20 protein-coding genes are annotated in these 17960 nt (G+C 70.7%); 13 read left to right on the top strand and 7 right to left on the bottom strand.

The window, feature by feature from the left end; all coding sequences use genetic code 11:
- Positions 1-153 precede the first annotated feature (153 nt).
- The 3 genes from dnaJ (at position 154) to AB0B97_RS07700 (ending at position 2120) form a co-directional block, all read left to right on the top strand.
- On the top strand, positions 154-1341 hold the full coding sequence (gene dnaJ, locus AB0B97_RS07710; protein WP_234583112.1) for a molecular chaperone DnaJ: 1188 nt from the start codon (positions 154-156) through the stop codon (positions 1339-1341).
- A gap of 30 nt (positions 1342-1371) precedes the next feature.
- Positions 1372-1812 (top strand): helix-turn-helix transcriptional regulator, encoded by a 441-nt coding sequence (locus AB0B97_RS07705; protein ID WP_234583207.1) that lies wholly within the window; start codon positions 1372-1374, stop codon positions 1810-1812.
- A gap of 119 nt (positions 1813-1931) precedes the next feature.
- On the top strand, positions 1932-2120 hold the full coding sequence (locus AB0B97_RS07700; RefSeq protein WP_357491502.1) for a hypothetical protein: 189 nt from the start codon (positions 1932-1934) through the stop codon (positions 2118-2120).
- Positions 2121-2203: 83 nt separating this feature from the next.
- On the opposite strand, the gene AB0B97_RS07695 is transcribed toward AB0B97_RS07700, so the two are convergent.
- The 4 genes from AB0B97_RS07695 to AB0B97_RS07680 all read right to left on the bottom strand — a co-directional run bounded on the left by AB0B97_RS07695 (position 2204) and on the right by AB0B97_RS07680 (position 4915).
- The gene (locus AB0B97_RS07695) at positions 2204-2635 is read right to left on the bottom strand and encodes a hypothetical protein (protein ID WP_234583114.1); all 432 of its coding nucleotides are present in this window, start codon (positions 2633-2635) and stop codon (positions 2204-2206) included.
- Between the two features lie 210 nt (positions 2636-2845).
- On the bottom strand, positions 2846-4051 hold the full coding sequence (locus AB0B97_RS07690) for a cation:proton antiporter (protein ID WP_234583115.1): 1206 nt from the start codon (positions 4049-4051) through the stop codon (positions 2846-2848).
- A 5-nt stretch (positions 4052-4056) separates the two neighbouring features.
- Positions 4057-4557: a TrkA C-terminal domain-containing protein gene (locus AB0B97_RS07685; RefSeq protein ID WP_234583116.1), complete on the bottom strand. Its 501-nt coding sequence runs from the start codon at positions 4555-4557 to the stop codon at positions 4057-4059.
- 136 nt (positions 4558-4693) lie between these two features.
- Positions 4694-4915, bottom strand: coding sequence for a winged helix-turn-helix domain-containing protein (locus AB0B97_RS07680; RefSeq protein ID WP_357491499.1), 222 nt, complete (start codon positions 4913-4915; stop codon positions 4694-4696).
- A gap of 277 nt (positions 4916-5192) precedes the next feature.
- On the opposite strand from AB0B97_RS07680, the gene AB0B97_RS07675 reads away from it, so the two are divergent.
- Positions 5193-5456, top strand: a complete 264-nt coding sequence (locus AB0B97_RS07675) for a hypothetical protein (RefSeq protein WP_357491497.1) — start codon at positions 5193-5195, stop codon at positions 5454-5456.
- A gap of 158 nt (positions 5457-5614) precedes the next feature.
- On the opposite strand, the gene AB0B97_RS07670 is transcribed toward AB0B97_RS07675, so the two are convergent.
- The gene (locus AB0B97_RS07670; protein WP_357491495.1) at positions 5615-6751 is read right to left on the bottom strand and encodes an epoxide hydrolase; all 1137 of its coding nucleotides are present in this window, start codon (positions 6749-6751) and stop codon (positions 5615-5617) included.
- A gap of 84 nt (positions 6752-6835) precedes the next feature.
- Here AB0B97_RS07670 and AB0B97_RS07665 point away from each other — a divergent pair, with 84 nt between their 5' ends.
- From AB0B97_RS07665 to AB0B97_RS07625, 9 genes are all read left to right on the top strand, one after another.
- The gene (locus AB0B97_RS07665; protein ID WP_357491493.1) at positions 6836-7480 is read left to right on the top strand and encodes a helix-turn-helix domain-containing protein; all 645 of its coding nucleotides are present in this window, start codon (positions 6836-6838) and stop codon (positions 7478-7480) included.
- Positions 7481-7566: 86 nt separating this feature from the next.
- Entirely contained in the window at positions 7567-10158 is a 2592-nt protein-coding gene (clpB, locus tag AB0B97_RS07660) for an ATP-dependent chaperone ClpB (RefSeq protein ID WP_357491491.1), read from the top strand.
- 112 nt (positions 10159-10270) lie between these two features.
- Complete coding sequence (locus AB0B97_RS07655; protein WP_357491489.1) at positions 10271-10651, top strand: hypothetical protein; 381 nt, start codon at positions 10271-10273, stop codon at positions 10649-10651.
- A gap of 184 nt (positions 10652-10835) precedes the next feature.
- Entirely contained in the window at positions 10836-11438 is a 603-nt protein-coding gene (locus tag AB0B97_RS07650; RefSeq protein WP_234583122.1) for a DUF4178 domain-containing protein, read from the top strand.
- 89 nt (positions 11439-11527) lie between these two features.
- Positions 11528-12412 carry a hypothetical protein gene (locus AB0B97_RS07645; protein WP_357491487.1) on the top strand — a complete coding sequence of 295 codons (885 nt, stop codon included), beginning with the start codon at positions 11528-11530 and terminating at the stop codon, positions 12410-12412.
- 72 nt (positions 12413-12484) lie between these two features.
- Positions 12485-13150 (top strand): hypothetical protein, encoded by a 666-nt coding sequence (locus AB0B97_RS07640; protein ID WP_357491485.1) that lies wholly within the window; start codon positions 12485-12487, stop codon positions 13148-13150.
- Between the two features lie 10 nt (positions 13151-13160).
- Positions 13161-13970, top strand: coding sequence for an SDR family oxidoreductase (locus AB0B97_RS07635; RefSeq protein ID WP_357491483.1), 810 nt, complete (start codon positions 13161-13163; stop codon positions 13968-13970).
- A 168-nt stretch (positions 13971-14138) separates the two neighbouring features.
- Positions 14139-14678 carry an orotate phosphoribosyltransferase gene (pyrE, locus tag AB0B97_RS07630; RefSeq protein ID WP_357491481.1) on the top strand — a complete coding sequence of 180 codons (540 nt, stop codon included), beginning with the start codon at positions 14139-14141 and terminating at the stop codon, positions 14676-14678.
- Between the two features lie 57 nt (positions 14679-14735).
- The gene (locus tag AB0B97_RS07625) at positions 14736-15113 is read left to right on the top strand and encodes a metalloregulator ArsR/SmtB family transcription factor (protein WP_007454255.1); all 378 of its coding nucleotides are present in this window, start codon (positions 14736-14738) and stop codon (positions 15111-15113) included.
- Between the two features lie 169 nt (positions 15114-15282).
- Here AB0B97_RS07625 and AB0B97_RS07620 read toward each other — a convergent pair whose 3' ends face one another.
- Positions 15283-16104 (bottom strand): VTT domain-containing protein, encoded by an 822-nt coding sequence (locus AB0B97_RS07620; protein WP_234583127.1) that lies wholly within the window; start codon positions 16102-16104, stop codon positions 15283-15285.
- A 138-nt stretch (positions 16105-16242) separates the two neighbouring features.
- Positions 16243-17799 (bottom strand): LPXTG cell wall anchor domain-containing protein, encoded by a 1557-nt coding sequence (locus AB0B97_RS07615; protein WP_357491478.1) that lies wholly within the window; start codon positions 17797-17799, stop codon positions 16243-16245.
- Between the last annotated feature and the right edge of the window lie 161 nt (positions 17800-17960).

Raw genomic sequence — 17960 nt, 5'->3', positions numbered from 1 at the left:
GCGGCTACCCGCTCGGTGTGCGGCTGCTGCGCCCCGCGGTGGTCGCGGTCGCGGATCCGCAAGCGCGCTATACTGTCACCGCCCGGTCCCGTCCCCCGCACCGCGGTGGACGGGACGGCCGGGCCACGACTGTCGGAAGGGGGTGGTGGACCGGTGAGTTCGAAGGACTGGCTCGAGAAGGACTTCTACGCCGTGCTCGGCGTGGACAAGGCCGCCTCCGCGGATGACATCAAGAAGGCGTACCGCAAGCTGGCCCGGGAATCGCACCCGGACCACAATCCGGGCGACCCGAAGGCCGAGGAGCGGTTCAAGGCCGTGTCCGAGGCGTACAACGTGCTGTCGGACGCCGGCCGTCGCCGGGAGTACGACGAGATGCGGTCGCTGTTCAGTTCCGGCGCGTTCCGGCGTAACGCCCGGGCGGGCGGCCAGCCGGGCGGGGTGCCGTTCGACGTTTCCGACCTGTTCGGTGGTGGTGCCGGCGGTGGTGGTGACCGCCGCTTCGGCGGGGCCGGCTTCCAGGACCTGTTCAGCTCGATCTTCTCGGGCGGGCAGGCCGGTGGGCAGGCCGCTCCGCGTGGGCCCGCGCGCGGCCGGGACGTGGAGACCGAGGTGGCTCTGGACTTCGGCGACGCGGTGCGCGGGGTGACCCTGCCGCTGACGTTGCGCGCCCCCGGCGTCTGCGACACCTGCCACGGCAACGGCGCCAAGCCCGGCACCCAGCCGCGTACCTGCCCGGTCTGTCACGGGGCCGGGGTCACGACCCGCAACCAGGGGTCGTTCAGCTTCTCCGAGCCGTGCGGCAACTGCCAGGGCGTCGGCACCGTGGTGGAGGAGAAGTGCCCGGAGTGCCACGGCAGCGGCGGGGTCACCAAGACCCGCACGATGAACGTGCGCTTCCCGGCCGGTGTGGCCGACGGGCAGCGCATCAGGCTGGCCGGGCGCGGTGAGCCCGGTGAGCGTGGTGGCCCGGCCGGCGACCTCTTCGTACACGTCAAGGTCCGGCCGGACGAGCTGTTCGGGCGTACCGGAGACGATCTGACGTTGACCGTGCCGGTGACCTTCGCGGAGGCCGTGCTCGGCACGGACCTGCGGGTGCCAACGCTCGACGGCGCGGTGACGCTGCGGGTTCCGCCCGGCACGCCCAGCGGGCGGGTGCTGCGGGCCCGGGGCAAGGGTGTGGTCCGCCGCGACGGGCAGGCGGGTGATCTGCTGGTCACCCTGGACGTGGTGGTGCCGGCCCGGCTGTCGGACGAGGCGCGGGCGGCGCTGGAGGCGTTCGCCGAGCAGAGCCCGCCGGCGGCGCGGGAACATCTCGACGCCCGGGTGCGTCGGGTCGGTTAGTCCGGTGGGATGGACGCGGAGGTGAGCGGGATGTCGGGCGAGTTCCTCGGTTCGGGTGACCCTGCCTACGAGGCCAAGGTGCTCATGATCTCGGTGGCGGCACGGATGGCGGGGATGCACCCGCAGACGCTGCGCCAGTACGACCGGTTGGGGCTGGTGCAGCCCGGCCGGGCTGCCGGCGGTGGCCGTCGGTACAGCGTCCGGGACGTGGTGCTGCTGCGCGAGGTGCAGCGGCTCAGCCAGGACGACGGGATCAACCTGGCCGGCGTCAAGCGGATCATCGGGCTGGAGCGGTTGCTGGAGCAGGCGCAGCAGCGGGTCGCACGGCTGGAGGCGGAGCTGGACGCCGCGTACCGCCGGGTGGCCGAGCTGGAGTCGCTGGCCCGCTTCCCGGGCCAGGATCTGGTACCGACCAACCGCACGTCCACCGCGCTGGTGGTCTGGCGTCCCCGCCGTACACCCGACCGCTGAACCTGCTTCTCGGCCTGGTCCGTGCCGGAATTTCCGGCGCGGGCCAGGCCGTTTCCGTTAGCCTGTCGATACGGGTCCTATCGCCTTAATTCGGGCCTATCGGCGCGGTTGGGGGAGCGATGACGGAACCGGCGAAGAAAGTGGCCCAGCAGACGGAGGACCGGCTGGAAGACCTGGCCGACACCGTCCGGGAGAAGTTCGACAAGGTGACCGAGGGCAGTTTCCGGGACCGCATCAGCGAGGGGCGGTTCGCCGAGCAGTCCGACGGCGACCACCGCCGAGCCGAGACCGAGCGCAAGCAGGACTGATCCGGTAACCGACGTGCGGGCCGGGACCCACGGGGGGTCCCGGCCCGTTCGCCTCTGCTTGCTTGCTTAGCCGGGACGCGGCCTCAGCCGAGGCGGCGGTTCTCGCGGACCAGGCCGCCCTCGCACCAGTCCCGGTAGACGAAGAGATCCGGCCGGGCCAGCAGGACGCGGCCGTTGTGCGCCCAGATCCTCATCAGCTCGTCGCCGTCGCGCTCGGCCTGCTCGACCAGCTTGCGGAAGCGGCGCTTGGGATGGGCCCGGAAGTTCGTCCGGATGCCGTCCGCGGCGTAGATGTAGAGGCAGTGCAGCGCGAAGCGCCGCGCGGGGCAGGTCGGGTCCATCGCCAGCTCGAAGAGCGTCAGCACCAGGCGGTCGCCGGAGACCAGGAGGTCCCAGTCGGGTGGCATGGAGGACAACGGCACCGAATCGGGCTGGTACGCCCAGGCTCGCAACTCCGCCGGCGTCGGATCGACGGGGTTGGCAAAGCCGTGGAACGTCGACTCCTGCACGCTCACCGGCCAACCTTCCGCTCTCGCCCGCGTCTGGCAACGCTGCCTGCGGACCGTGGCTGCTGGGGCGAAACGGTAACCCGCCGCCGGGTGCTGCGGTAGTACCCGCAGGGAGCAATTCGGCATCCGCCGGCCGGCCCGGCCCCGAACGGCCGTTCGGGTGTCCTGGCCAGCGCCGCCACCGCGCCCACCGGGGCGCGGCGGCGGCGCTGAGCGTCAGTCGTGGACCGGCACCGGCTCCCGCCGCTGGGCCGCCGCGCGGTTGCGCAACCACCGCTTGAACCACGGGAAGTCGGGCAGTCGAGCCAGGATCGGCCCGGTCACCACGGTGATCAGGACGTACGTCGCGGCGAGCGCGGCCAACCGCGGCTCGACGCTACCGGCCGCCACCGCGAGCCCGGCGATGACGATCGAGAACTCTCCTCGGGGTACGAGGGCCAGTCCGGCTCGCCAGCGACCGGGTTCGGCGATGCCGACGCGGCGGGCCGCGAGGTAGCCGGTAAGCGTCTTCGTCGCCATGGTGACCACGGCCAGCGCGAGCGCCGGCAGCAGCACCGGCGGGATCTCCCGTGGGTCGGTGACCAGACCGAAGAAGACGAAGAACACCGCGGCGAACAGATCCCGCAGTGGCGAGAGCAGTTCGGTGGCGTGGTGGGCCACCGGACCGGAGAGCGCGATGCCGACCAGGAACGCGCCGACCGCCGCCGACACCTGCAGCTTCGCAGCGATGCCCGCGATCAGCAGGGTCAGGCCGAGTACGCCGAGCAGCAGCGCCTCCGGGTCCTTCGCCGACAGGGCGGACGAGATGAGGTGGCCGTACCGGATGGCGACCACCAGCACGATCAGCACCGTGGCCACCGCGACGGTGAGCGCGATGCCGCCGCCGAGCAGGCCGGTGCCGGCCAGTACGGCGGTGACCAGCGGCAGGTAGAGCGCCATCGCCAGGTCTTCGATCACCAGGACCGAGAGGATCACCGGGGTCTCCCGGTTACCGAGGCGGCCGAGGTCGGCGAGGACCTTGGCGATCACCCCCGAGGAGGAGACCCAGGTGATGCCGCCGAGCACCAGGGCGGCCACCCAGTCCCAGCCGAGCAGCAGGGCGAAGATGGCGCCGGGTAACGCGTTGAGGACGCCGTCGATCAGACCGGCAGGTGCCGCCGAGCGGAGGTTGCCGACGAGCTCGTTGGCCGAGTACTCCAGGCCGAGCATCACCAGCAGCAGGATGACGCCGATCTCGGCGCCGACCGCGAAGAACTCCTCGCTGGCGGCGAGCGGAAGCAGCCCGCCGTGCCCGAAGGCGAGCCCGGCGAGCAGATAGAGGGGGATGGGCGAGAGGCCGACCCGGCGGCTGAGTCGGCCGAGGAGCCCGAGCAGCAGCAGCAGCGCGCCGACTTCGACGAGCAGTGTGGTGGATTCGTGCATCCGCCTCAGCCGTCCGGGTCACTGTCGGCGAGGATGGCGGACACGCCGTCGAGACCCTGACGGGTCCCCACGACGACCACCACGTCACCGGCCGCGAAGCGGAAGGATGGCTCGGGCGACACGTTCACATTGCCGTCGCGCAGCACCGCCACGATCGAGGCGCTGGTGCGGGTGCGAGCCTTGGTGTCACCGAGCATCCGGTTGACGTACCGCGAACCGGCCGGGATGGCGATCTGCTCGGTGAGCAGACCGGCAGCCTGCTCGCGCAGCCCGGACAGCTGACCGAGCATCAGCGACGCGCCGAGGATGTCGGCCAGCGCCTCCGCCTCGTCGTCGGTCAGCGGGATGTCCGCCTGGCAGGAGTCGGGATCATCCGGGTCGTAAAAGACAAGATCACGGCGGCCATTGCGGTGGGAGACCACGCCCAGGCGGCGTCCGGACTCCGTCACCAGATCGTGGCGTACCCCGATCCCCGGTAAGGCGGTCTGCTCGACACGTACTCGCACCCGCCCAGGCTACCGCGAGGTGAACGGCACACAGATCTTGGAAGGTTCCGCCCGGCGCCCTTGATCAACACCAGATCGCCGATATCGCGGTATCCCGGGCGGCGGGACACCCCGGGATCAGCGATCCCGTGTCGATCTACTTGGGGTCGGTGACGTAGGTGCCCTTGCCCTGGTGTCCCTCGATCAGGCCTTCGGCCTGCAGGATCAGCAGGGCCGACCGGACGGGCTCGGCGGACACGCCGTAGTGCGCGGTCATCTCGCGCAGCGAGGGCAACTTGTCACCGGGCGAGTATTCGCCCGAGCTGATCTTGTCGCGGATGTCCTGTGCGATGCGCTGGCGGTCGGAAATTCGGGGCATGGGGCAACTCCTGGTAGGCCCCAAGATCCTCCCATGCGCTCGACCGGTAGGCCAACACTTTGCGTGCTAAGCATGGTCACTGCTTGTCCTGCAATGCTTTGCATTGTATGTTGACCTCACGGACGCTCGGGAGCGGAAAGCCTGGTAGGCAACCGGCCTCCTCGGCCGGGTCGTCCGTGTCACCGCTGGCACGGCCGTGCGCTCCCCTCGGGTGACCGGCCGTGCCAGCGATCCCTGCGAGGAGGACGACGCTCATGCCTGACCTGGTACGACGCTGATGACCGGGCGGTTCGTCATCCACCTGCCGATCTCGGCGCCCGATCTGGCGCGGGCCAAGATGCTGGGTCGGACGGCCGGACGCTCGCTGGCCTTCCTCGTTCGGATCGACCTCGGCGGGATCACCGTCTCCACCGAGGACGATCAAGGGGTTCGGCACTGGGTCTTCTGCGACCGGCGGCTGGATGGTGGTCGTCGCTGCGTGCTCCGGGCTGACCACGAGACGCCCTGCACCGCCCGCCTCCCCCGCCGGGCCGGCGGCTGACGGCGGCCACTGCCGGAGTTGATCGACTCGGTTTCGGCGATATCGGGGTGTCCCGGGGGCCGGATACCCCGTTTTCCAGGACGACGTGTCGATCTACCGGCCGTGCACGCGCCAGCGCCCGCCCCGGAGACGGGCGGGCACTGGCGGCACGGGCCTGGTCAGCGGAGGCTGGCGAAGAACTCGCGGATGTCACCGACCAGCACGTCGGTGGCCTGGTGAGCGGCGTAGTGACCGCCGACGTCGCCGCGTCCATCGACGTCACTCTCGTACGCCGTCCAGCGGACGATGTTCGCGTGGTCCCGTTCGGCGAAGCGGCGGATGGACTGGAAGTCGCCGGGGAACATGGCCAGCGCCGTCGGTGTCGTGGTCGGCTCGGACGGCTGCTGATCGGCGTGCGCGTCCTCCCAGTAGAAGCGGATCGCCGAGGCGGCAGTGCCGGTGAACCAGTAGAGCGCCACGTTGGCCAGGACGAAGTCGTCGTCCAGGCTCTCGTCGAAGAGTTGCGCGTTCCAGGCGAGCAGCCCGACGGGCGAGTCGGCCAGTCCGTACGCCAGGGTCTGCGGCTGCTGGCTGTGCACCTGGTTGAAGGAGAACTTGTTCTCGTAGAACCACTGGAGGTGTCCGAGCGCCGCCTGGTCCGCCTCGGACAGCCCGGCGAACTCGGCCGGGTCGCCGGACGGGAACGAGAAGAGTTGGGTGACGTGCACGCCGAGGACGTGCTCGGTGTCGATGCGGCCCAGCTCCGGCGCGATCATCGAGCCGGCGTCGTTGCCGACCGCGCCGTAGCTGTCGTACCCCAGGCGGTTCATCAGCTCGGCCCAGGCGCGGGCGGTGCGGAAGCGGTTCCAGCCGGCGCTGCGGGTGGGGCCGGAGAAGCCGTAGCCGGGCAGCGACGGGATGACCAGGTGGAAGGCCGGCGCGGCCGGGTCGGTCGGCTCGGTGAGCGGGCCGATCACGTCCAGGTATTCCAGCACCGAGCCCGGCCAGCCGTGGGTGAGCACCAGGGCGGTGGCGTCCGGCCGGGACGACCGGACGTGCAGGAAGTGGATCTGCTCACCGTCGATCTCCGTGACGAACTGCGGGTGGGCGTTCAGCCGGGTCTCGACGGCCCGCCAGTCGAACCCGTCCCGCCACCTGTCGGCGAGCGCGCGCACCCGGCCGGCGCTCATCCCGTACGCGTCGCCGGCGCCGGGCAGCTCGGCCGGCCAGTTCGTGCGACCCAGGCGGGCGGCCAGGTCGTAGAGGGCGCTCTGCGGGATCTCGACGCGGAACGGACGGATCGCGGTGCCGGTCATCTCGAACTCCTTCGGAACGGAATGTTTCGTTCTGCAACGACAGTAGCAGACCGGAACGATCCGTTCCACTGCTATCCTCTGGTCATGTCGACGACGCCCCCCAAGGCCCTGGCCGGTCGCCGTGCCCAGGCCGCCCGCAACGACGAGGTGATCCTCGAAGCCGCCCGCGCGGTCTTCCTCGACGACCCGAAGGCGCCGATCGCCGCCGTCGCGGACCGCGCGGGCGTCGGCATCAGCGCGCTCTATCGGCGGTACGCGGGCAAGGAGGCCCTGCTGCGCCAGCTCTGTCACGACGGGTTGCGCCGCTACATCGCCGTGGCCGAGGAGGCGCTCGCCGAGCCGGACGACTGGACCGCGTTCGCCGGGTTCCTCGCCGCTGTGGTCGACGCCGACGTGCACTCGCTCACCGTCCACCTGGCCGGCACCTTCACGCCGACCGAGGAGATGGGTCGGGACGCGCTGCGCGCCGGCGAGCTGGCCACCGCGCTCGTCGAGCGGGCGCACGCCAGTGGGCGACTGCGGCCCGACGTGGTCGTACAGGACCTGGGGCTGGTGCTGGAGGCGTGCGCGGCGGTGCGCGTACCCGATGCGGAGCGGGCCGCCCAGCTGCGCCGCCGGCAGCTCGCGGTGCTGATCGGCGGCCTGTCGACGACGCCGGACTCCGATCCGCTGCCCGGCCCGCCCCCGGCGGCCGGGGAGTTCGACTGGCGGTGGCGGCTCCGGGAGTGACGGCCGTCACAGCGGTAAGGTTGAGCGGAATACGCTCAACTCTGGTTGTGTCCAACCCAGTGGACAACGCCGATCCGGGGGAGCCCATGAACACCGAGAAACTGACCACCAAGAGCCGCGAAGCCATCACCGGCGCCGTCGCGCTGGCCAACCAGCGTGGCCACGCCACAGTCGAGCCCTGGCACCTCCTGCTGTCCCTGCTGGACACCGACGGCTCGACCGCCGCCGGCCTGCTGCGCGCCGTCGGGGCCGACCCCGCCGAGCTGCGCCGGGCCGCCCAGCGGGCGGTCGACGCCCTGCCGGCCGCGCGGGGCTCCAGCCTCGCCGAGCCCACCCTGGCCCGGGAATTCGTCAACGCCATCGGCGCCGCCGAGCAGATTGCCCGGCCGCTGGGCGACGAGTACACCTCCACCGAGCACCTGCTCGCCGGCCTGGCCCGGGTGGGCGGCGCGGTGTCCGACTCGCTGAAGTCGGCCGGCGCCACCGAGGAAGCCCTGGTCGCCGCCTTCCCGACCGTCCGGGGCGGAGACCGGCGGGTCACCACCGCCGACCCGGAGCAGACCTACCAGGCGCTCACGAAGTACGGCGTCGACCTGACCGCCAGCGCTCGCGACGGCAAGATCGACCCGGTGATCGGCCGGGACTCCGAGATCCGCCGCGTCATCCAGGTGCTCTCCCGGCGTACGAAGAACAACCCGGTGCTGATCGGCGAGCCCGGTGTCGGCAAGACCGCCATCGTCGAGGGCCTCGCCCAGCGGATCGTGGCCGGCGACGTCCCCGAGTCGCTGCGCGACAAGAAGCTGGTCTCGCTGGACCTCGGCGCGATGGTCGCCGGCGCGCAGTACCGCGGCCAGTTCGAGGAGCGGCTGAAGTCCGTCCTGGAGGAGATCAAGAACTCCAACGGGCAGGTCATCACGTTCCTCGACGAGTTGCACACGGTCGTCGGCGCCGGCAAGGGCGAAGGTTCGATGGACGCCGGCAACATGCTCAAGCCGATGCTGGCCCGCGGTGAGCTGCGGATGGTCGGCGCCACCACGCTGGACGAGTACCGCGAGCACATCGAGAAGGACCCGGCGCTGGAGCGGCGCTTCCAGCCGGTGCTGGTCGGCGAGCCGACGATCGAGGACACCATCGGCATCCTGCGTGGGCTCAAGGAGCGCTACGAGGTGCACCACGGCGTCCGGATCACCGACGCCGCGCTGGTCGCCGCCGCGACGCTCTCCGACAGGTACATCACCGACCGGTTCCTGCCGGACAAGGCGATCGACCTGGTCGACGAGTCCGCGTCCCGGCTGCGGATGGAGATCGACTCCCGCCCGGTCGAGGTGGACGAGATCGAGCGGGCGGTCCGTCGGCTGGAGATCGAGGAGATGGCGCTGGCCAAGGAGCCGGACGCCGCGTCCGCCGAGCGCCTGGCGCGGCTGCGCCAGGAGCTGGCCGACAAGCGCGAGCAGCTCACCGTGCTCTCCGAGCGCTGGCAGACCGAGAAGAGCCACATCACCAAGCTCTCCACTGCCAAGGAGGAGTTGGAGCGCCTGGGCGGCGAGGCCGAGCGGGCCGAGCGGGACGGGGAGCTGGAGCGTGCCGCCGAGCTGCGCTACGGCCGGATCCCCGCCCTGAAGGTCGAGCTGAAGCAGGCCGAGGAGGAGCTGGCCCAGCTCCAGGCCGACGGCGCGATGCTCAAGGAGGAGGTCGGCGCGGACGACATCGCCGCGGTGGTCGCCTCGTGGACCGGCATTCCGGCCGGTCGCCTGCTCGAAGGCGAGACGGCGAAGCTGCTGCGGATGGAGGAGTCGCTGGGCGGCCGGGTGGTCGGCCAGGCCGAGGCCGTGGGCGCGGTGTCCGACGCCGTACGCCGGGCACGGGCCGGTGTCGCCGACCCGGACCGCCCGACGGGCAGCTTCCTCTTCCTCGGCCCGACAGGTGTCGGCAAGACGGAGCTGGCCAAGGCGCTCGCCGAGTTCCTCTTCGACGACGAGCGGGCGATGGTCCGCATCGACATGAGCGAGTACGGCGAGAAGCACTCGGTGGCCCGCCTGGTCGGTGCCCCGCCCGGTTACGTGGGCTACGAGGAGGGCGGGCAGCTCACCGAGGCGGTGCGCCGCCGGCCGTACTCGGTGATCCTGCTGGACGAGGTGGAGAAGGCCCACCCCGACGTCTTCGACGTGCTGCTCCAGGTGCTCGACGACGGTCGGCTCACCGATGGTCAGGGCCGCACGGTGGACTTCCGCAACGCGATCCTGATCCTCACCTCCAACCTCGGGTCGTCGGTGATCAGCGATCTGACGCTGGCCGAGGAGCAGCGCCGGGAGGGCGTCCTGGCAGTGGTCCGGTCGCACTTCAAGCCGGAGTTCCTCAACCGGCTGGACGACATCGTGGTCTTCGCCGCGCTGCGTGGGGACGATCTGCGCTCCATCGTGGACATCCAGCTCGACCGGATGCGGCGGCGGTTGGCCGACCGGCGGCTCGGCCTGGAGATCACCGATTCCGCGCGTCAGTGGCTGGCGGAGCACGGCTACGACCCGATCTACGGTGCCCGCCCGCTGCGCCGCCTGGTCCAGACCGCCATCGGCGACCAGTTGGCCAAGGCCCTGCTGAGCGGATCGATCCGAGACGGCAACACGGTCAAGGTAGACCTCACCCCCGCCACCAACACCCTGACGGTAACCCCAGCCTGACCCCGCCCTGATCACGGTGATCAAGAGGTTTGCGTCATCGGAACGTCTTCTCATGACGCAAACCTCTTGATCAACAGGGTGAGAGGTGGGCGGGGAGGGAAAGGGTTGGGGCATGTTCGGGATGCGTAAGGCTTGGGAGCGCGAACTCGGTGCGGCGGTGGACGAGCTGGTCGCCGCCGACACGCTTGCCTTCGGTGGGGTGGGGATCGCCGGCGCGACCCTGCCGGTGACCGAGGCGTACCAGCGCGTCGAGGCCGCGCTCGACGACCACCCCGAGGAGGTACGCCGGCAGCTCGACCGGCTGCTCGCCAAGGGGTCACCCGCCGGTCGGGCGTACGCGGCGACGCTGCTGGAGCGCGTCGACCCGGCGGCGGCCCGAGCGGCGTGGACGTCGCTGCGGGACGACCCCACCGAGTTCACCACCTTCGTCGGGTGCGTCATGGGGCGCTCCACCCTCGGCGACTACGCCACCCAGCGACTCGCGGCGGCGTGACCCGCCCGGGTCGTGCAACCCGGCCCATCCGGCACGGCGGAGTGGCGCGAACCCAGGCATCCACAATGACCACGGCCGGCGACACCCCGGCTGCCGTCGGTAGCTGAGCTTTCGGTCACGACGCGACTCATTTCGGTGCGCGAGGTTGTTACCGTCTGCGCCGACGTACCTGGGGAGGTGGTCGGTGGACGGGTCGCAGGCGTACCTGGTGGCGGCGGTGGTCGTACTCATCGTGGTCGTGCTCGTGATCGTCGTGCGAGCCCGGCGGCGGGCCGCGGCCCGGCCCACCGGGGTGCCACCGGCCGCCCGACCCACCCTCGACGGCGCCAACCGACTGGCGCCGGGTGATCGCGTGCGGATCGGCCAGCGGGAGTACGTCGTGAGCGGCACCATCCGCCTGGTCGAGGGGGACTGGAGCTGGGTGCAGCACCTCCTCGACGACGCCTCCGGCACGCCACACCGGCTCTCCGTCGAAGGCGACGGCGACCCCGAGCTGGAACTTGTGCTCTGGACCGCCCAACCCGGCGCGACCGTCACCCCCGGCGCCCCGACCATCGACCTCGGCGGGCTGCGCTACACCTGGGCCGAGACCGGGCAGGCCCGCTACACCGCCACCGGCGAGACCGGCCTGCCCTCGGCCGGGACCATGCGCTACCACGACTACCAGTCGGGCCCGAACGCCCGGCTCTCCTTCGAGGCGTACGGCGAAGAGGGCTGGCGGGTCGCCCGCGGCGACCTGCTCGACCCCGCCGATCTGGCGATCCGACCCACCGGCGACGGGCGCTGAGCGACCCGACGCGCCCGCCGCCTTCGGCACGGCATGCCGGACTGGCCGGTTGCCGATACGGTGTGGGCCCGATCTAGGGAAGGAGAATCGTGGTCGATTCCCAGAGCACGCCGGCCCGCCAGCGGCCATCCACCGTGACGATTTCCAGCTATCTGCTCTACCTGTTCCTGGCGTGCCAGGTGATCAGTCTCATTGTCACCCTCTCCACCATCGGCAAGACCCGGGACGTGCTCCGCGACGTCTACTCGACCAGTACGGCCGAGGGCGCGGACCAGGTGGCGAACTTCGTCTTCGCGTTCGCCCTCGGCGCCGGCATCCTCGTGCTCCTGCTCGCGGTCGTGCTGGCCGTGCTGGCCATCTTCAACAACCGTGGTAGCAACGGTTCGCGCATCACCACCTGGATCGTCGGCGGCATCATGGTCTGCTGCACGGGTGGCACCGTGCTCAACGGCGCGGGCGGCGGCAGCTTCACCACCGGTGGGAACACCAGCGGCGACATGCCGAGCAGCGAAGAGGTCCAGCGCCGCCTCGAGGAGGCGCTGCCGTCCTGGATCGCCCCGGTCAGCATCACGCTCGGCGTGATCAGCCTGCTCGCGCTGCTGGCGGCGCTCATCCTGCTGGCACTGCCCAAGTCGAACGAGTTCTTCCGCAAGCCCGCCGCGGCCTGGGAGCCCCCGACCCCCGGCACCAGCTACCCGGGCTACCCGCAGGCGTCCGGCCAGCCCGGCTACCCGCAGGCTCCCGGCCAGCCCGGTTACCCGCAGGCTCCCGGCCAGCCCGGTTACCCGGCGGCGCCCGGCCAGCCGGCCCATCCGTCCAGTGGCGAGCCGGGTTACCCGCCCAGTGGCGAGCCGGGCTACCCGTCGACGCCGGGCCAGGCACCCGGGTCGGAGCAGCCGCCGTCCGGCACCGACCGGCCGGACGACACGCCGCCGGCGGACCGCCCCGGCCCGACCCCGCCGTCGACCAGTTGACCGCTGGATAAGCACGACGCCGACGATCCCTCCGAGTAGGTTGCAACCCGACGCCTACCGGAGGGATCCGTCGTGTCGTACCCCCAACCGGCACCGCCCCGCCGGCCCGCCGTGGTCCTGCTGGCCTCGGCCGTGCTGCTGGTGATGGCGGTGGCCGCGCTCGCGTACACCGTCGTGGACCTGGCGGTGCTGGGCCGGACCGTGGACGCGTTCCGGGCTGCCGCTCGGGACACCTCGGCGACCCCGCAGCAGATCGACGACGTGGTGACCCTGCTGCGCGCGTCGGCGGCGCTGACCGCGGTGGTGGCGGCCCTCTCCGCGCCCGTGCTCGCCGGCCTGGCCCTCGGGCTGCTGACGGGCCGGCGGGGCGTACGGGTGGCCACCTGGGTGGTCTGCGGGCTCGGGCTGCTCGCGGGATGCTGCAGCGGGGCGGTGCTCGTCGGCGAGCGGGCCGCGCCGCTGCGGCTGGGCGCCGACGAACAAGCCACCGCCGAGCTGCTCGGCCTCATCTCGGACGCGTACCCGTCCTGGTGGATCCCGCTCAACGCCGGGCTTTCGGTCGGGCAGGCCCTCGGTTACCTTGTGGTAGCAACGCTGCTGACCCTGCCGGCGGCGAACGCCTGGTTCGGTCGACACCGCCCCACGTCACCCACCATGCCGTCCGCCCCACAGGCGTTTCCGCCCGCACCGCACCAGCCCCCGCCGGCGTCCGCCGCGCCCCCGTACCCGCCCAGGTGAGGACCCGCCCGTGACGCTCGATCCCACGACCGCTGAGCGACGGGCCCTGATCACCGGCGCCACGGCCGGCATCGGCGCTGCCTTCGCCCGACGTCTGGCGGCCGACGGTTGGCAGCTGGTGCTGGTCGCCCGGGACGCCGGCCGACTGGGCGAGGTGGCCGCGGAGTTGGGCTCCCGGCACGGTCGTGCCGTGGAGACGTTGTCGGCGGACCTGTCCACCGACGACGGCTGCGCGACAGTCGAGCAGCGGCTGACCTCCGACAGCCCCGTCCACCTGCTCGTCAACAACGCCGGCATCAGCCTGAACAAGCCGTTCCTGCGCTCCACAGCGGAGGACGAGGCGCGGCTGCTCCGGCTCAACGTGCACGCCGTCATGCGACTGACCCTGGCGGCGCTTCGACCGATGACCGAACGGCGCGACGGGGCAGTGATAAATGTCTCTTCGGTTGCGGGTTTTGGCGCGGTGATGCCCGGGTCGACCTACTCGGCCAGCAAGGCGTGGGTCACCAATTTCAGCGAGTCCGTCGGCCAGTCGGCACGCCCATTCGGTGTCCGGGTGATGGCTCTGTGCCCCGGCTACACCCGCACCGAATTCCACGAACGGGCCGGCATCAACATGTCGAAAACGCCTGAGTGGCTGTGGCTGCGAGCCGAGGATGTCGTCGACGACGCCCTACGTGACCTGCGGAAAGGCAAGTTGGTAAGCATCCCGGCATGGAAGTACAAGGTGGCGGTCGCCGGTCTGCGACACGCGCCGATCCGGCTGCTCCAGGCGGTCGCCCGCGACACCCGCAGCCGGATCGGCCGCGACGAGCACTGAACCGTCGGAGCCCGCCAGCGCCGAGAACGCCGTGGTCGGGCGTTGGCGCACCGCCTCCAGATCGGTCGCTGAGCGTAGTCGAACATCGCCAACCGTCGGTTCCTCGCGGGGCTGATCAGGGAGGGCCGTGCACACGCCGTTCAGACTTGCGCAGTAACCTCTATCGCCATGGGGGACCACGACGACCTGCGTAAATTCATTACCGACCTGGCTGTGGTCCACGGACGGGTCGTGCTCTCCTCGGGGCGCGAGGCAGACTGGTACGTCGATTTGCGGCGTGTCACGCTCCATCACCAGGCCGCTCCGTTGGTCGGTCGGGCGCTGCTCGATCTCACCGCCGACTGGGAGTACGAGGCCGTCGGTGGGCTCACCCTGGGCGCGGACCCTGTCGCGCTCTCGATGCTGCACGCCGCCGCTCCGACCGGCCGCGCCCTCGACGCCTTCGTGGTGCGAAAGGCGGGCAAGGCGCACGGTCTGCAGCGACGGATCGAGGGACCGGAGGTGGCCGGCCGCCGAGTGTTGGCGGTGGAGGACACGTCCACAACGGGCGGAAGTGTGTTGACCGCTGTCGAGGCGCTTCATGAGGCCGGAGCCGAAGTCGTGGGCGTGGCGGTTATTGTTGATCGAGGCGCCGGCGACGCGGTGCGAGCCGCCGGATTGCCGTACAGGGCGGCCTATACGTTGGCTGACCTCGGCCTTGTGGCGTAAAAGTTTGCCGATTCGGATCTGCTGATATGCAGGCGGATCGATGCTGCTGGTGGAAGGATGGAATACGTGGGAACTGCGTTGGCCGAAATGACAATGCCTCAGATCTCGCCGCTTGCCGGTGAGCCGATCGAACGTGCCGATGCCGAGCGTCTCGCGGGGGTCCTCAAGGCCCTCGCGGATCCCGCCCGGTTGCGGCTGCTCAGCCTGATCCAGTCGGCCCCCGAGGGCGAGGCGTGCGTCTGTGACTTGACCGCACCGCTCGGCCTCTCCCAGCCGACGGTCAGTCACCACCTGCGTATCCTCACCGAGGCCGGCTTGCTGGAGCGGGAGAAGCGCGGTGTCTGGGCGTACTACCGGCTGGTCCCGAGTGCGATCGCGACGATCGCCGACCTGCTGACCCCGCCGCGTAAGCGGGCCACCAAGAAGGCCCGCTGACATAGGCGCTGCGCACCGTCCCACGCCGGGGCGGTGTCCGGTGGCGAACCAGGGGTGGCGCCACCGGTAGGTGATACCTGCTCGTCCTCGGCCGCACCGCCGGAGGGCGGGCCTGACATGCCGACGGCCGACCCCCTCACCAGGGGGCCGGCCGTCGTCGTACCTGCGATCAGCGCTCCTGGCCGTGCCCCCGACGGTCGTGGTCGTGCGGGTGCTCGTCGTGGTCGAACTTCTCGCGTACCGCGTCGACCGCGCCCGCGGCGCTGGCCGCCGCGACCACCGCTACCGCCTCACCGCGCTTGCGCGCCCGCCGGTCACGCAGGAACTCGAAGAAGATCGGCAGCACCGAGATCAGGATGATCAGGGCGACCACCGGCAGGATGTAGTGGTCGATCTTGTCGCCGATGGCCTTGTAGATCCGGTCGGCCAGCAGGTAGCCGATCAGCAGGATGCCGTCCACCCAGAGCACCGCGCCGACGATGTTCCACATCAGGAACTGCCGGGCCGGCATGCCCAGCGCCCCGGCGACCGGGTTGAGGAACGTCCGCACGATCGGGATGAAGCGCGCGAGCACCACTGCCTTCGCCGGGCCGAACTTCTGGAAGTAGTACTCGGCCTTCTCGACGTACTCCTTCTTGAACAGCCGCGAGTTGGGCCGCTCGAACATCCGTCGGCCGTACCGCGCGCCGAGCCAGTGCCCCAACTGGGCGCCGAGGATCGCGCAGATCGGCCCGCCGATGAGCAGGCCGGCCAGCGAGAGCCGGGTGCCGTCACCGAAGATGGCGTCCGCCACCGGCGAGGCGGCCACGCCAGCGAGGAACAGCAGCGAGTCGCCGGGGAAGAAGAAACCCACCAGCAGGCCGGTCTCGGCGAAGAGGATCACCCAGACGCCCACCAGCCCGAAGGTCTGCAACAGGTCCTTGGGATCGAGCGGGTTCAGGGCGACGCTCTCCGTGAGAGCGCGGGTCTTCTCAGCTGTGTCCACGGCCACAAAGGGTACCGAAGCCCGGTGCCCGTACCGCGCCGGACCGGCCCCCACCACCCGCTGGCCGTAAACGGCGGTGCCCCGCCGACAAGCGTTGTCGGCGGGGCACCCGTGGTACGGGATGGAGCAGATTGTTCGGCTGGATCAGGCGACGAAGCGGGTCCGGCGGCGCTTGGCCACCAGGTAACCGCCCACGCCCGCGACGAGCAGCAGCGCGCCGATGCCGGCGATCAGGCCGGTCGACTGACCGGTGATCGGCAGCGCGCCACCGTCACCGCCACCCTCGCCGCCGCCGTTACCGCCGGCCGCACCCTTGATGGTGAAGGCCGCGGTGTCGTTCTTCGGGTTGAGGTCGGCGATGGTGGACCCCTCGCCTTCCAGGTTGAAGTGCAGCAGGTGAACTGAGCCCGGTGCGCCGGCCAGATTGTCGATGCGCAGCCCGAACTCGAAGACGGCCGCGTCGCCCTTGTGCAGGGTGTCGTACCAGAGGCAGAGGTAGGCGCGCGCGCCCGGATCGCCGTACCAGCCGACCATCTCGCCGTCCTTGAACGGCGAGCACTCGTCCGGCGCGGTCACGACGGTCGCGCCGGCCGGAATGGTGATTTCGGCGGCGGTCGTCAGCTCGCGGGGCGAGTACGTGTTGATGGCAGCCGGGCCGTTGTTGACGAAGCCGACCTTGGTGTTGACGGTCTTGCCTACAGCACCGGCAACCTCGGCCCCGGTGGCGGCAACGTCGGCCCGCTGGTTGCCGGTCACGGTCGCCGTGATCATCGTGACGTTGTTGCTCGGATCCTTGTCGGTCTGCTTGAGCTGACGGGCCTGCGTGGTCGGCGCCGGGACCAGGGTCAGCGCCGCGCCGGTGCCCTTTCGCCATTCGCCGGCCGGGAAGGGGAACTCCGCGAGGAACGCAGCCCAGTCGCCATCGGCGAACCACTCAGCCGAGCCGTACTGCTCGCCCGGTGCCCAGGCGTCCGGTGCGATCTTGAGCACGGACGACGAGTCCAACTGGACGACGGCTTCCGGCTCGATCTTCTGGTCCATCGCGCACTGGGCGAAGTTGGTGCCGAATGCGTAGAGGTAGGAGCAGTTCGAGTGCTGGGCCGCGGTGAGACCGGTGCCCGTCAGCAACAGGACAGCGCCGTTCGTCGTCTTGTCACCGACGTTCGCGACGCGCAGGGGCGCCTTCACGGACGCTCCTGGCGCACCCGAGACCTCAAGGACGTCGTCCGCCTTGAGATCCACGCCCTCGCCCACCTCGATCGTGGACGTGGCAGTGACATTCGCCCTGCCCTTGGAGGCCATGGTCAGGGTGAGGTCAGCCTTCTTGCCCACCGGCGCGGTGTCCTTGGCCTTGACGGTGAGGTCGAGGACATAGTCGATGGTCTCGGCACCCTTGAGATTGCAGGTGATGGTCGTTCCGGTCTGCGAGCAGCCGGCCACCGAGTCGGTCAGGGTGACCGTGGCGAAGTCGGCGACCGCAGAGCGGTCAACAGTGATGGTGAAGTTCTCCGGCAGGGCCTCGGCGAACGCCTGGAGCATGACGGACTTGGCCTCACCGCCGGGGGCGAGGAGGGCGTTGTTCGCGTACAGGAAGACCTCGTTCGAGGGCTCCTCGGCGAGGGCCGGGCTGGCGGAGGCGGCGACGAACGCGCCTGCGACGCCCAGGCCGGCGAGCCAGCGCCGAGTGGAGTGGGTGAGCATCAGGGGGATTCCTCCAGTAGGGGGATTCAGGTGCAGCCTGCGGATCTTAAGGAATCGCTAAGGTTCGCTGTCGCCCCTGATCACCGCTCGGTCGGCAACATGAACCGAAAGGTTGATCAGCGTCGCCGCAACGTTCAGGCCGTCCGCTCCCGTCATCTGAG

The organism is Micromonospora sp. NPDC049004 (genome assembly GCF_040649315.1).
Lineage (GTDB): Bacteria > Actinomycetota > Actinomycetes > Mycobacteriales > Micromonosporaceae > Micromonospora.
Note: the sequence above shows the minus strand (reverse complement) of the source record. Positions and strands in the feature narration are given on the sequence as shown.